Annotated in this window: 15 protein-coding genes; 8 read left to right on the plus strand and 7 right to left on the minus strand. The window is 66.2% G+C overall.

The window, feature by feature from the left end; genetic code table 11:
* Window positions 1-47: 47 nt before the first annotated feature.
* Complete coding sequence (locus tag D8676_RS22375; protein WP_121583315.1) at window positions 48-731, minus strand: hypothetical protein; 684 nt, start codon at window positions 729-731, stop codon at window positions 48-50.
* Window positions 732-797: 66 nt separating this feature from the next.
* Here D8676_RS22375 and D8676_RS22380 point away from each other — a divergent pair, with 66 nt between their 5' ends.
* Both D8676_RS22380 and D8676_RS22385 read left to right on the plus strand, forming a co-directional pair.
* Window positions 798-1,523, plus strand: coding sequence for a type 1 glutamine amidotransferase (locus D8676_RS22380; RefSeq protein ID WP_121583316.1), 726 nt, complete (start codon window positions 798-800; stop codon window positions 1,521-1,523).
* A gap of 106 nt (window positions 1,524-1,629) precedes the next feature.
* Window positions 1,630-1,821, plus strand: coding sequence for a hypothetical protein (locus tag D8676_RS22385; protein WP_121583317.1), 192 nt, complete (start codon window positions 1,630-1,632; stop codon window positions 1,819-1,821).
* A gap of 34 nt (window positions 1,822-1,855) precedes the next feature.
* Here the strand turns inward: D8676_RS22385 and D8676_RS22390 are convergent, their stop codons facing one another.
* Entirely contained in the window at window positions 1,856-2,491 is a 636-nt protein-coding gene (locus D8676_RS22390; RefSeq protein WP_121583318.1) for a DNA-3-methyladenine glycosylase I, read from the minus strand.
* 243 nt (window positions 2,492-2,734) lie between these two features.
* On the opposite strand from D8676_RS22390, the gene D8676_RS22395 reads away from it, so the two are divergent.
* From D8676_RS22395 to D8676_RS22405, 3 genes are all read left to right on the plus strand, one after another.
* On the plus strand, window positions 2,735-3,493 hold the full coding sequence (locus tag D8676_RS22395) for a L,D-transpeptidase (protein ID WP_121583319.1): 759 nt from the start codon (window positions 2,735-2,737) through the stop codon (window positions 3,491-3,493).
* Window positions 3,494-3,668: 175 nt separating this feature from the next.
* The gene (locus tag D8676_RS22400; protein WP_245427055.1) at window positions 3,669-3,929 is read left to right on the plus strand and encodes a DUF6516 family protein; all 261 of its coding nucleotides are present in this window, start codon (window positions 3,669-3,671) and stop codon (window positions 3,927-3,929) included.
* A complete protein-coding gene (locus D8676_RS22405) occupies window positions 3,917-4,279 on the plus strand; it encodes a hypothetical protein (protein WP_210210748.1) in 363 nt (120 codons plus the stop codon). Before D8676_RS22400 ends, D8676_RS22405 begins: the two co-directional genes overlap by 13 nt.
* A gap of 12 nt (window positions 4,280-4,291) precedes the next feature.
* Here the strand turns inward: D8676_RS22405 and glcF are convergent, their stop codons facing one another.
* Genes glcF through D8676_RS22425 form a run of 4 tightly spaced genes read right to left on the minus strand, consistent with a single transcriptional unit; the run spans window position 4,292 to window position 8,740 of the window.
* Entirely contained in the window at window positions 4,292-5,590 is a 1,299-nt protein-coding gene (gene glcF, locus D8676_RS22410; RefSeq protein ID WP_121583321.1) for a glycolate oxidase subunit GlcF, read from the minus strand.
* A gap of 15 nt (window positions 5,591-5,605) precedes the next feature.
* Window positions 5,606-5,977: a DUF4870 domain-containing protein gene (locus D8676_RS22415; protein WP_121583322.1), complete on the minus strand. Its 372-nt coding sequence runs from the start codon at window positions 5,975-5,977 to the stop codon at window positions 5,606-5,608.
* Window positions 5,974-7,236, minus strand: a complete 1,263-nt coding sequence (locus D8676_RS22420; RefSeq protein WP_121583323.1) for an FAD-binding protein — start codon at window positions 7,234-7,236, stop codon at window positions 5,974-5,976. Before D8676_RS22420 ends, D8676_RS22415 begins: the two co-directional genes overlap by 4 nt.
* A gap of 7 nt (window positions 7,237-7,243) precedes the next feature.
* Window positions 7,244-8,740, minus strand: a complete 1,497-nt coding sequence (locus D8676_RS22425; protein WP_121583324.1) for an FAD-linked oxidase C-terminal domain-containing protein — start codon at window positions 8,738-8,740, stop codon at window positions 7,244-7,246.
* A gap of 185 nt (window positions 8,741-8,925) precedes the next feature.
* Here D8676_RS22425 and D8676_RS22430 point away from each other — a divergent pair, with 185 nt between their 5' ends.
* The 3 genes from D8676_RS22430 (at window position 8,926) to D8676_RS22440 (ending at window position 11,884) form a co-directional block, all read left to right on the plus strand.
* On the plus strand, window positions 8,926-9,693 hold the full coding sequence (locus D8676_RS22430) for an FCD domain-containing protein (protein ID WP_121583325.1): 768 nt from the start codon (window positions 8,926-8,928) through the stop codon (window positions 9,691-9,693).
* Window positions 9,694-9,783: 90 nt separating this feature from the next.
* Window positions 9,784-10,917: an alpha-hydroxy acid oxidase gene (locus D8676_RS22435; protein WP_121583326.1), complete on the plus strand. Its 1,134-nt coding sequence runs from the start codon at window positions 9,784-9,786 to the stop codon at window positions 10,915-10,917.
* A 223-nt stretch (window positions 10,918-11,140) separates the two neighbouring features.
* Window positions 11,141-11,884 (plus strand): metallophosphoesterase, encoded by a 744-nt coding sequence (locus D8676_RS22440; protein ID WP_121583327.1) that lies wholly within the window; start codon window positions 11,141-11,143, stop codon window positions 11,882-11,884.
* Here the strand turns inward: D8676_RS22440 and D8676_RS27450 are convergent.
* Entirely contained in the window at window positions 11,881-12,024 is a 144-nt protein-coding gene (locus D8676_RS27450; RefSeq protein ID WP_183097200.1) for a hypothetical protein, read from the minus strand. The genes D8676_RS22440 and D8676_RS27450 overlap by 4 nt on opposite strands.
* Window positions 12,025-12,895 lie beyond the last annotated feature (871 nt).

A 12,895-nucleotide genomic window follows, 5' to 3' on the forward strand; every position in this document is an offset into this window, starting at 1 on the left:
ATGCGGCAGCGGCCGGCGGCGGTCAAGCGGCCAGCCGCGCCGTGGCCCTAGATGTCCGGCCCGATCGATGCCGCGTTGGCCTCGAAGTCCCTGAGGGTCGGGCTCCAGATCGGTCTGTAGCCCGCCCGGATCGTGGCGACGGTGCTTGGCGGCGTCAGCAGGAAGGTGTCGGCATATTCGACGGCTGTCCGGCTGCAGATCCTGCCGTAGCCCTGAATGAACCAGGGAACCAGCCATTCGCCGCGAACCGCGAAAGCCAGGCCGCCTTGCGCAACCATCGCGCCGTCCGGCAGCTTCCAGGCGTCTTCCGGCGTCAGCTTGTGGACGGCCCCGCTGGATGCGAGGCGTTCGCCGTGCAGGACTGCGTCGATCGCGGGTGCGGCGATCGATGGGAGATTGCGGCCTTCCGCGAAGCACGCGGCGAATTCCTTCGCCTGCTCGCGCCGGCAGGTGAAGCAGGGCCGGTGGCCGGCCGCAAGCGCCGTCACCTCGTCGAGGAAGAACAGCTCCGTCCAGCCGGCACCGCCATTCGGTCCGTTTCGGCCCATGACCTCGCGCCGTCTCCCCTTGTATTCGCAGGTGCAGATGATCCAGGCCTTGGTGGTCCAGCGCCGCTTCAGCAGCGTCTTCGTCGCCGGGTCATGGATGATGCCGCGATTGCCGGTGAAAAGGCCGCGTGCATCGACCGCGTGGATGGCGCCGAACGGATCGACCCTGTTCTGCAAAGGCATGTGATCTTCCTTGTTGCGGCGACCGCATGATATCCATGCGGGAAAGTGAAGTCATTTGGAGCCGGCATGCGAGTCCTCATCGTACAGAACTTCGACAACACCGGTCCCGGCCAGGTGGAGACGGCGCTCGTCGAGGCCGGCGCGGAACTGGATCTGCGCCAGGCCTACCGGGGCGACGCCCTGCCGGCGAACGCCGCCGGCCATGACGCTATGCTGGTGCTCGGCGGCGCCCAGAGCGCGCTCGACGACGACGACCATCCCTATCTCCCGCCGCTGCTCTCCCTGATCCGCGATTTCGCCGACAGCGGCCGCTCGGTGCTCGGCATCTGCCTCGGCTGCCAGCTCCTGGCGCGCGCCTATGGCGGCAAGAACCTGCTTGGCGCCGCGCCTGAATTCGGCTGGCGGGGCGTCACGAGAACGCGGGAGGGCGCGGCCGATCCCATGCTTGGCGCCGTGCCTGACGCCTTCACCAGCTTCCAGTGGCATGACGACACCTTCACCCTGCCGCCGGGCGCGGTGCGCCTCGCCACCAGCCCGGCCGCGGAGAACCAGGCCTTCCGGCTGGGCCGGGCAGCCTACGGCATCCAGTTCCACTTCGAAGCCGACCGCTCGATCGTGCGCCAGTGGACAAGCATGTACCCGGAGCGTGTGGCGGAGCGCGACCCCAGCTGGCGCTACGACGTCGAGGCGGCCGCCCACGGTGCGGCGGCCGACGCGACCGGCCTGACGCTTGCCCGCGCCTGGGTCGCCACCATCCCGCAGCGCGCCGCGGCTTTGCAGGCGACCGCCTGACCCGAAAACAAATGCGCGTGATCGGAAACAATCGGGCGCCCGCGCGGCATAGTTTGGCGACATTCGTCCCCGACAAGACAGCCAAACAACGCTCGGATTACGAATCATGGCGCACCAGAACAGAACGACAAACGCCGGCCTTGCCGCAGGCCCATTCGACGTCGCTTCCGCCAAGCGGGAGAACGAGAAGGATGCGCTGGCCAACGCGCTGATCACCGGCATGCTGGTCGTCTACCCGGTGCTCGCGACCGTCGTCGCGGTGATGGTCGGCCTGGCCTTCGCCGGACCGATGGCATAGTTCATTCCGTGGTGAGGGGCGCCGCCGGCGGCCGTCACCGCCCCGGCCGCTTGAACTTCGCACGCTGCTTCTCGACCTCGGCCCGGCAGAAACAGCCCTCGACGTGGTCGTTGACCATGCCCATCGCCTGCATGAAGGCATAGACGGTGGTCGGGCCGACGAAGGTCCAGCCGCGTTTCTTCAGCTCTTTCGAGATGCGCACGGAGACTGCCGTCGTCGGCATCGCCTTCAGCGTCGCCCAGTCGAGTTTCGTCGGACGCTCGGCCGGACCCGGCTCGAAGCGCCAGAACCAGGCGGCGAGCGAGCCCGCCTCTGCGGTGAGTTCCTGCGCGCGGCGGGCATTGTTGATGGTCGAGACGATCTTGCCGCGATGGCGGATGATGCCGGCGTCCTGGAGCAGGCGCTCGACATCGGCGTCGGTGAATTCGGCGACCTCGTCGAAGTCGAAGCCCGCGAAGGCACTGCGGAAATTCTCGCGCTTGCGCAAAATGGTCAGCCACGACAGGCCGGACTGGAACCCCTCCAGGCAGATCTTCTCGAACAGCCTGATGTCGTCGGCGACCGGCCGTCCCCACTCTTGATCGTGATAGCGCAGATAGTCCGGCAAATTGCCGTGCCAGGCGCAGCGCGTGATGCCGTCGGGCCCCTCGACCAAACCTGCCTCTGACATCCGCTCCAGCCTCCTTCTCGTCTTTACGCCGCCTTTACCAGATTCCTGAACCGGCCGGTAACCACACCAAAAGGTTTACTGACAAACGCACGTTTGCAGCATTCCGATTCACCATTCGGTTGCCGCTCGACGCCAACATGGCGGGCAAGGCGAGGGGGGACCTCGTCAGGGCATCGAACCGGAAGCGCGAACCGCTTTCCGGACGGATTCGGTGTTCACAAGACCAGTCGAGAGTTGCGTGACATGAAACGAGTTCTTCTCCTTGTCGGCGCGATGCTGTTCGCGGCCGCGCCTGCAACCGCCAACGACCGCTACGCGGAACGGCCGCCGGTGGTCGTCAGTCCCGACCTTTCCGCGCCGTGGCTGATCCAGCTCGGCCACAACCCGGGCAAGGTGCTTCTGAAGAAGCGCAAGGCGTTCCCGAACGAAGTCGAGGCACGCCGCAATGTGCGCAGCCTGATGGGCGGGCCGGATGCCGTGGGAGCCGACCAGGTCCGCACCGCTGCCGTCCATCCCCAGGAAAAGCGCGCCGTGAGCCGCCAGATGGACCCGATCTACCTGCCGCAGGAGGTCGCCTATGACGGGACGGAGAAGCCGGGCACCATCATCATCGACACCGTTCAGAATTTTCTGTTCCTGGTCGAGGAAGGCGGCACGGCGCGGCGCTACGGCGTCGGCACCGGCAAGCCTGGCTTCGAATGGGCCGGCACGCACAAGGTGACGCGCAAGGCCGAGTGGCCGGACTGGCATCCGCCGGCGGAAATGATCCAGCGCGAGCGCGCCAAGGGCCGCACCCTGCCCACACATATGGCCGGCGGTCCTGAAAATCCGCTCGGTGCGCGCGCCCTCTATCTGGGCTCCACGCTCTACCGCATCCACGGCACCAACCAGCCCTGGACGATCGGCCAGGCGGTCTCGTCCGGCTGCATCCGCATGCGCAACGAGGATGTCGTCGAGCTTTACGAGCGGGTTGGCGTCGGCACCAAGGTCGTCGTCATGTAATCACGGCTTTCAGAGGTCGGGGGACGGGCCGCGCGCGGGGGCGCTGGCCTGCCGGCAAGGGCGGAGCGGCGCATAAGCCGCCCGCCCTTTCTTTTTGCCGATCGACGCAGCGACGACTATATGCTATTGGTAGCATATGTCCGAAAAGGCATCACTTATTCGAGACAGGAAGGTGGTGCTGGCGACCGACCATATCCTGGAGATCAGGATTTGGCTGCTGCCCAAGCCGACGGATGAGCGCCCGCATGGATTGAAATATTCGCTCTTCTTCGGCCGGCCAGGCGAGCGCATCGTCGGATACGACAACGAGTTGGGCAAAGGCGACCATCGCCACCATCGAACGCGGCAGCAACCTTACGCATTCTCGACGATTGAGACGCTGATCGCCGATTTCGAAGCCGATGTTCGCAAGGAGATCGAAAAATGGCTGAAGTGAAGCTGCGGATCGAAAGCCTCGACGAATTCTTTGCCGACGCCAGGCGGACGGCGCGCAGGATCGACGCCGGAGACATGACGGCCGAGCCGGCGGCAATATCCTTCGAGAGCATGGAAGTGCTGCTCAAGGCCCTCACGCCGAACCGCTGGAGGATGCTCCGCCGGCTACGCGCGCTGGGCGCGTCCTCCATTCGTGCCTTGGCGCAGGCGCTCGGGCGCGACTACCGCGGCGTGCATTCCGACGTTGTGGCGCTCGTCGAAATCGGGCTCATCGAGCGGCTGGAAAGCGGCAAGATAACCGTGCCGTGGTCACGCATCACAGCGGAAGTTTCGCTGGACGAGGCCGCCTGACAGGCGTTTGCCTCAAAGCCCGGCCGGCTTCTTTCCGCCATAGGCCCAGTCGAGCAGCTCGACCGTGTGCACCACCGGCAGTTTCGCCGCCGTGGCGATCTGCGTGATGCAGCCGATGTTGCCGGTGGCGACGAGCGCCGCGCCCGTCGCTTCGATGTTCTTCACCTTGCGGTCGCGCAGCCGTGTCGCGATCTCCGGCTGCAGGATGTTGTAGGTGCCGGCCGAGCCGCAGCAGAGATGCCCCTCGCGCGGCTCCTTCACCGTGAACCCCGCCTTCTTCAGCAGCTCCTTCGGCTCGCGAACAATCTTCTGGCCGTGCTGCATCGAGCAGGCCGAGTGGTAGGCGACGGTGAGCCCGGGTTTTTGCGCGGGCTCGGGCAGTTCCAGCGTCGCCAGGAATTCGGTGACGTCCTTGGCGAGCGCCGAGACCTTCGCCGCCTTGTCGGCGTATGCCGGGTCTAGCCGCAGCATGAAGCCGTAGTCCTTGATCGTGGTGCCGCAGCCCGACGCGGTGATGACGATCGCGTCGAGCCCGCCCTTTTCGAGTTCCCGGATCCATGCGTCGACATTCTGCCTGGCGGAGGCGAGGGCGGCCTCCTCGCGGCCCATGTGGTGGACGAGCGAGCCGCAGCAGGTTTCGCCCCTGGGCACGACGACCTCGACGCCGAGCCGCGTGAGCAGCGAGATTGTCGAGTCGTTGATGGCGGGGTCGAGCACCGCCTGCGCGCAACCCGTCAGCAGGGCGACGCGTTTCCCGCGCGCGCCGGCGGCGGCATGCACGCCCGGCGAGGAATTGCGCGAGCGTCGCGGCACCGAGGCCGGCGCCAGCTTCAGCATGGTCGAAAGCGGTCTCAGCGCCGGCACCGCTTCGAAAAGCCCGGCGAAGGGCCGTCCCAGTTTCGCAAGCCGGAGCGCGGCGCGGAAGCGGCCGGGATAGGGAAGGACGAACGCCAGCAGCGAGCGCATGACGCGGTCGGCGAAAGGCCGCTTGTATGTCTTCTCGATATGCGCCCGCGCATGGTCGACGAGATGCATGTAGTGCACGCCGGACGGGCATGTGGTCATGCAGGAAAGGCAGGACAGGCAGCGGTCGATATGGGTGACGATCTCGGCGTCGGCAGCCCGGCCGTTCTCCAGCATGTCCTTGATCAGGTAGATGCGGCCGCGCGGGCTGTCGAGTTCGTTGCCGAGCGTGACATAGGTCGGGCAGGTCGCGGTGCAGAAGCCGCAATGCACGCATTTGCGCAGGATTTTTTCCGATTCCTGGACATGCGGATCGGCAAGCTGCTCGGCGGTGAATGTGGTCTGCACGCGCTGTTCCTGTGGCTAGATCAGCCAGCTTTCGGGGTTCTTGATCGGTTCGCCGCGCTGCAGCGCCTGGATGCCTATGATGCAGCGCACGATGAACCAGACGGCGACCGCGAAGGCGAGCACGAAGCCGATCGCCAGGAACATCAGCAGCACCGAGACCACGCCATACAGCAGGCCGATCCAGAAGGTGCGGATCTGCCAGGTGTAGTGCGTCTCGACGAAGCCTCCGGCCTTGCCACGGTTGATATAGGCGATGACCAGTCCGATCAGGCCGCTTATGCCGATTACCAGCCCGGCGAGATAAAGGATGTAGACGACGAGCGCATTGGTCTGGCCGGGCTCGAGCCAGCGGTCGGTCTGCCGGGGGGCAGGCGGTGTGTCGGTCATGATGTCTTCTCCTCCGTTGCCTGGGCGAGGGTAGCAGAATCGACGCCTGCGGCCAGTCGGCCGGGATTGAGGATGTTTTTCGGATCGAACTCGGCCTTGAGCCTTGCCGACAGCGCGGCAAGTGCCGCCGGCTGCGGCTCGAAGACCGGCACGGCCGCTCGCCAGGCCGAACTTGCCCGTACCAGGGTCGCGTGCCCGCCGCCGAACTGCCGGACGAGCCGGCGCACCAGATCGGCCTCTGGCTCCCCTTCCATGCGCAGCCAGACCAGTCCGCCCTGCCAGTCATAGAAAGCGTCGGCGCCGGCCTCCATGCGTAGTGCCAGCACCATTTTGTGCGCTTCGGACGGCGTCATCGAGACGCGCCAGACCGGCCGCGCCGTGCCGTCGGCGAAGGGGGTGCAGTCGCGCACTTCGCGCCACAGCTCCCTTGAACCGCGGTCGGTCAGCTCCTCGATCCGCCCGGCATTTGCGAGCAAGGTCTTCAGCGTCTCGACGCGCGAGGCGACGGACGGGCCGAAGCCCTCGACGCGCAGCAGAGTGGCGGCATCCGCCCCGCGCAAATCGCTCGCGACACGCTCGGTGACGCCGTAGGGCAGGTGGGCCGCACCGGACACTTCCGCGCTCGATCCCATCGCCAGCGCCATGGCGGCGGTCGCCGTCTCGTCGTCGAGGCCCCGGATCGCGAGCGTGGTTTCGGTTTCGGCCGCCGGCAGCACCTTGACGGTCAGGTCGGTCAACACGCCGAGCGTGCCCCACGCGCCGGTCATCAGCTTGGAAAGGTCGTAGCCGGTGACGTTCTTCACGACACGCCCGCCCGACTTGAAGGTCTCGCCGCGGCCCGACACGACGGTCACGCCGAGAATGTGGTCGCGCGCCGCGCCAGCCTTCAGCCGGCGCGGCCCCGACAGGTTGGTGGAGATCGCGCCGCCGATGGTGCCGCCCTTGCCGCCGCGTGTGTCGTGGCCAAGCAGCCGCGAGCAGTCCATCGGCTCGAAGGCGAGCTGCTGGCTGTTCTGGGCGAGCAGATGCTCGATGTCGGCGATCGGCGTGCCGGCCTTGGCCGACAGCACCAGCTCCTCCGGCTCGTATAGCGTGACGCCCGACATCGCCGACAGGTCGATCGCATGCTCGTATTGCGCGGGACGTCCGATGCCGCGCTTGGAGCCGTGGCCGAGGATCTCGACGGGCGCCTCTTCCGAGAGCACCCATTCGACGGCGCTCGCGACGTCCGCGGCGGTGAAGGGGAGGAAGGTTGTCATGGGAGGGCTAAAACCTCGGGATGCTCGGGAAGGGCAGCTTGCCGCCCGACACATGCATGCGGCCGAGCTCGGCGCAGCGGCGAAGCTGCGGGAACACTTTGCCCGGATTGAGCAGGTGGTTGGGGTCGAAGGCGCATTTCACCCGCATCTGCTGGTCGAGGTCGATCTGGTTGAACATCTCGCCCATCAGGTCGCGCTTCTCGACGCCGACGCCATGCTCGCCGGTCAGCACCCCGCCGACCTTCACGCATAGCCGTAGGATGTCGGCGCCAAAAGCCTCGGCCTTGTCGAGCTCGCCCGGCTTGTTGGCGTCGTAGAGGATCAGCGGATGCAGGTTGCCGTCGCCGGCATGGAAGACGTTGGCGACGGCGAGCCCGTACTGCTCCGACAGCTCGCGCATGCCGGCGAGCACCTTGGGCAGCTCCTTGCGCGGGATCGTGCCGTCCATGCAGTAATAGTCGGGCGAGATGCGCCCGACCGCCGGGAAGGCCGCCTTGCGTCCCGCCCAGAAGGCAAGCCGCTCCTCCTCAGAGGTCGAGATGCGGCAGGTGGTCTGGCCGTTCCTGTGGGCGATCTTCTCGACGAGATCGATGAGGTGATCGACCTCCACCTTGGGGCCGTCCAGCTCGACGATCAGCAGCGCCTCGACGTCGAGCGGATAGCCGGCGTGGAGAAAATCCTCGGCCGCCTTGATCGCCGGGCGATCCATCATCTCCATGCCGCCGGGGATGATGCCGGCGCCGATGATGTCGGCGACACATTGCCCGCCCTGTTCGCTGGTCGGGAAGCCGATCAGCAGCGCGCGCGCCGTGTCCGGCTTCTTCAGGATGCGCACCGTCACCTCGGTGACGACCCCGAGCAGGCCCTCCGAGCCGTTCATCACGCCGAGCAGGTCGTAGCCGCCCGAGTCGAGATGCTTGCCGCCCAGCCGGATGACCTCGCCGTCCATCAGCACCATCTCGATGCCGAGCACGTTGTTGGCGGTCAGTCCGTATTTCAGGCAGTGCACGCCGCCGGAATTCTCCGCCACGTTGCCGCCGATAGAGCAGGCGATCTGCGAGGAGGGGTCCGGCGCGTAGTAGAAGCCCTCGTCCTGCACGGCGACGCTGATGCCGAGATTGGTGACGCCGGGCTGCGCCACCACGCAGCGGTTGGGGAAATCGATCTCGATGATGCGGTTGAAGCGGCTCATGACGAGCAGCACCGCGTCCTCCAGCGGCAGCGCGCCGCCCGACAGCGACGTGCCCGAGCCGCGCGGCACGACGCGGATGTTGCGGTCGTTGCAGTATTTCAGGATGCTGGAGACCTGCGCCACCGTTTCCGGCAGCACCACGACCAGCGGCAACTGGCGATAGGCGGTCAGCCCGTCGCTTTCGAAGGCGCGCATCTCGTTGACGGCGTCGACCACGCCTTCGCCCGGCACGATCCGCGCCAGGTCGGCGACGATGTCGTCGCGCCGCCTCATCGTCTCGGAATCGGGCTTGGGCATCGCCAGGCCGGTCATCGCGTCCTCCGACGTAAACTGGTCAAAACCGTTTACCAGTTTACGATCCAGTTGCAAATGCTTGCTCGCCCAACTGCACGGAAAGGGCCGCAGTCATCGAAACGGACCTCTGGCAATTGGATAAATTATTTGACCAGTTGGCCGCTTGTTTCTATCCTGCCGGCATTTCACGCAGGGACACGCCCTTGGGCGAGATCTTCTCCAGGATAGAGCATCTGCGCACCGCCGACGAGGTGGTACAGCAGATCGAAGCGCTCGTGCTCGAAGGCATATTGCGCGTCGGCGATCGCCTGCCCGGCGAGCGCGAGCTGGCGCGGCAGTTCGACGTGTCGAGGCCGATCCTGCGCGACGCGTTGAAGGATCTCGAAGGGCGCGGCCTGCTCACCACCCGCCATGGCGGCGGCACCTATGTCGCCGACGTCATCGGCCAGGTCTTCGCCAAGCCGGTGACGGAGCTTTTCGCCACCCACCGCAAGGCGGCCAGCGACTATCTGGAATACCGCCGCGAGATCGAGGGCGTCGCCGCCGAGTTCGCCGCCCGCCGTGCGACCGCCGACGACCTGGCGCTGCTCGACCGCATCGTCGAGCGCATGCAGGAGGTGCAGCCCTCCGGCGACATGGAGGCGGAGGCGGCGATCGACGTCGAGTTCCACCAGGCGATCGGCGAATGCGCGCACAACATCATGCTGATGCACACGCTGCGCTCCTGCTACCGGCTGCTGTCGGAAGGCGTGCTGCAGAACCGCATCCTCGTGTTCAACCTGCCCGACGCCAGCGCCACCCTGCTCGACCAGCATCTGGCGATCCACAAGGCGGTCAGGTCCGGCGATCCGGCCGCGGCGCGGCGCGCGGCGATGGACCACATCACCTATCTCGAGCAGGCGCTTGCCGAGGCCGAGCGCACCGGCGACTGGCAGCGCGTGGCGCGCCTGCGCCTGACCCAGCGCAGCTGAATTTGAAATCTTGATGGCGAACGACGCCTGGAGGCAACGATGACGACCGGACCCCGCAAACCTTACGGCAAGCCGCTGAGAGGGACGCCGATGTCGATCCTCGAGATCGACGACCTGAAGAAGATGGCGAAGCGGCGCGTGCCGAAGATGTTCTTCGACTACGCCGATTCCGGCGCCTGGACGGAAAGCACCTACCGCGCCAACGAGGAGGATTTTCAAAAAATCAAGCTCAGGCAGCGCGTGCTGGTCGACATGAGCAACCGCTCGCTGGAAACCACCATGATCGGCCAGAAGGTGTCGATGCCGGTGGCGCTGGCGCCGACCGGCATGACCGGCATGCAGCATCCCGACGGCGAGATCCTGGCCGCCCAGGCCGCCGAGGAATTCGGCGTGCCCTTCACGCTGTCGACCATGGCGATCTGCTCGATCGAGGACGTCGCCGAGCGGACGACGAAGCCGTTCTGGTTCCAGCTCTACGTGCTCAGGGACAAGGATTTCGTCTACAACCTGATCGACCGCGCCAAGGCGGCGAAATGCTCCGCGCTCGTGCTCACGCTGGACCTGCAACTCCTTGGCCAGCGCCACAAGGACCTGCGCAACGGGCTCTCCGCGCCGCCGAAATTCACGCCCAAGCACGTCTGGCAGGTGGCGACCCGGCCGCGCTGGGCATTCGGCATGCTCGGCACCCCGCGCCGCACCTTCCGCAACATCGTCGGCCACGCCAAGGGCGTCGGCGACCTCGCCTCGCTGTCCTCCTGGACGACCGAGCAGTTCGATCCGCAGCTTTCCTGGAAGGATGTCGAGTGGATCAAGAACCGCTGGGGCGGCAAGCTGATCCTGAAGGGCATCAACGACGTCGAGGACGCCAGGATGGCGGTCAGCACGGGCGCCGACGCCATCATCGTGTCCAACCATGGCGGCCGCCAGCTCGACGGAGCGCCGTCCTCGATCTCCATGGTCGAGCCGATCGCCGACGCCGTCGGCGACAAGCTGGAAGTCCACATGGACGGCGGCATCCGCTCCGGCCAGGACGTGCTGAAGGCGCTCTGCCTCGGCGCCAAGGGCACCTATATCGGCCGGCCCTTCCTCTATGGGCTCGGCGCGCTCGGCAAGCCGGGCGTCACCAAGGCGCTGGAGATCATCCGCAAGGAGATGGACATGACGCTGGCGCTCTGCGGCAAGCGGCTGATCACCGACGCCAGCAAGGAGATGCTGCACAGGTAGCAGGACGCTGGTTCCCTCCCCCTTGAGGGGAGGGTGGACAACCGCCGCAGGCGGTTGGACGGGCGGGGTAGCCGGCGCAGTGCTCGACGTTCGTGAGCGCCGCGTTTTTCGTCACCGACCCCGCCCTGCGGCTTCGCCGCCGACCCCACCCGACAGGGGGGAGGTGAAGAAGGCGCTTCCGCGGGGGACTCGTCAAACACGCCTGCCTCGATTAGGCAGGGCCATGACTGGCATGAACTTCAGCGATGCGCGCGGTCCGGACGGCACCCTCGTCTATGCGATCGGCGACGTGCACGGGCGACTCGACCTGCTCGTCGAAATGCATGCGCGCATCGCCGCAGAGATCATGCGGCTGCGGCCGGCCGACTGGCGCATCGTGCATCTCGGCGACTATGTCGATCGCGGGCCGGCTTCGCAGGGGGTGATCGAGTTCCTGGTCCGCCAGACCGCCGCCGACCGCCGCATCCTGGCGCTCGCCGGCAATCACGACGTCGGCTTCCTCGATTTCCTCGCCGAGCCCGACCCGGTCGGGCTTTTCGCCCGGTATGGCGGCGTCGAGACGGCCCGCTCCTACGGCGTCGAGCTCGATCTCCAGGACATGGCGGCTTTTGGCGCGGGCTGCCGCGCGCTTGCCTCAGCGGTGCCGGAAAGCCACAGGAAGTTCCTGCGCACGCTGGAGTTCTCGGCTTCCTTCGGCGACTTCTTCTTCTGCCACGCGGGCATCCGGCCCGGCGTCGCGCTGGACGCCCAGGATCCCAAGGACCTGATATGGATCAGGGGCGACTTCCATCGCCACCAGGAGCTCTTTCCCAAGATCGTGGTGCATGGGCACACGCCGGTGGCGGAGCCGGAGGTGCTGCCGAACCGCGTCAATATCGACACCGGCGCCTTTGCAAGCGGCAGGCTCACCGCGCTCGTCATCGACGGCGCGGAGAAACGTCTGCTGACGGCGGAGGTTCGGGACTAGCGGTTGAGGGCGGTGGTGACGCCGTAGCCGTCGACGGCGGCATGGCCGCTCGATGCATCGGCTCCGTAGATGCCGACGCCCCAGAGCGTGATGGCGGCAAGCATGGCAAGCGAAAGAAGCGCGGCTTTCACGGGAGTCATCTCGGTTGTTGCCCTGCCTACATCTGGCACGAATGAGGTTACGAATGCGTTTCGGTCCAGATGTGTCGCACGGGCGGTTTCGATGCCGCCTGTGATACCCAAGCCCTGTATCCCAAACATGTCGCCGGCCGGTCCGAAACGGATCAGTCTTGAATCAACCTCGAAACCGGAAGCGCGATCATCTAGACAGGGTTAACACGCGAAGCCAGCGCCAGGCTGACCATCCACAGCAAAAGAAATCGGCCGTGCCATAATTGCAACGGGTGCTCCTTTCTTCGCCCTTTTGCGTTGAAGCGGACGTCGGCAGCCGACAGGTGAGGGGCAGCACAAACCGTCCAGCTTGACGCTTCTGTTTTGCATTTGCGTCCGTCATTCCGGGGCCGAGAAGCGGCACCCGGAATCCAGATCGCCGGCCTTGGTCGTGTTGTCCGGCAACCCCCGGGTGCACCCTCCAGGCCCTGTTCTTCAGCCCCGCCACTCTGGATTCCGGGTTCCGCTGCGCGGCCCCGGAATGACGGAAGTTCTATGTCTGTCAGGAATTGTCAGGAATATCTTCCTAATTTCTCCTCACCCCTCCAACCTCCCGCATAATCATCCCCGCAGCTTGCTTGTGGGAACGGGTGTGCACGACCGGCATCCAGGCAAGTGTGGCGCTGGATCGCGTCCCGCGTTGGTCACGCAGGCGGCTCCGGTCCCAATGCTGGCCTGCGCGCCCGCTCCTCCAGCCTATCGGAAGGGGATGGGCCGGGCACGGCAACGGGAAAAACGCCGGCGGCGCATGGCTGCGCGTCAACTAGATTACTTAGAAGACGTCGCAGCCATGCGCCGCCTCCCACAATGGCCAGACTGCGAAAGCAGGGCGTGGTGACGA

Origin of the sequence: Mesorhizobium sp. YM1C-6-2, assembly GCF_003666685.1 — a bacterium.
Lineage (GTDB): Bacteria > Pseudomonadota > Alphaproteobacteria > Rhizobiales > Rhizobiaceae > Mesorhizobium_K.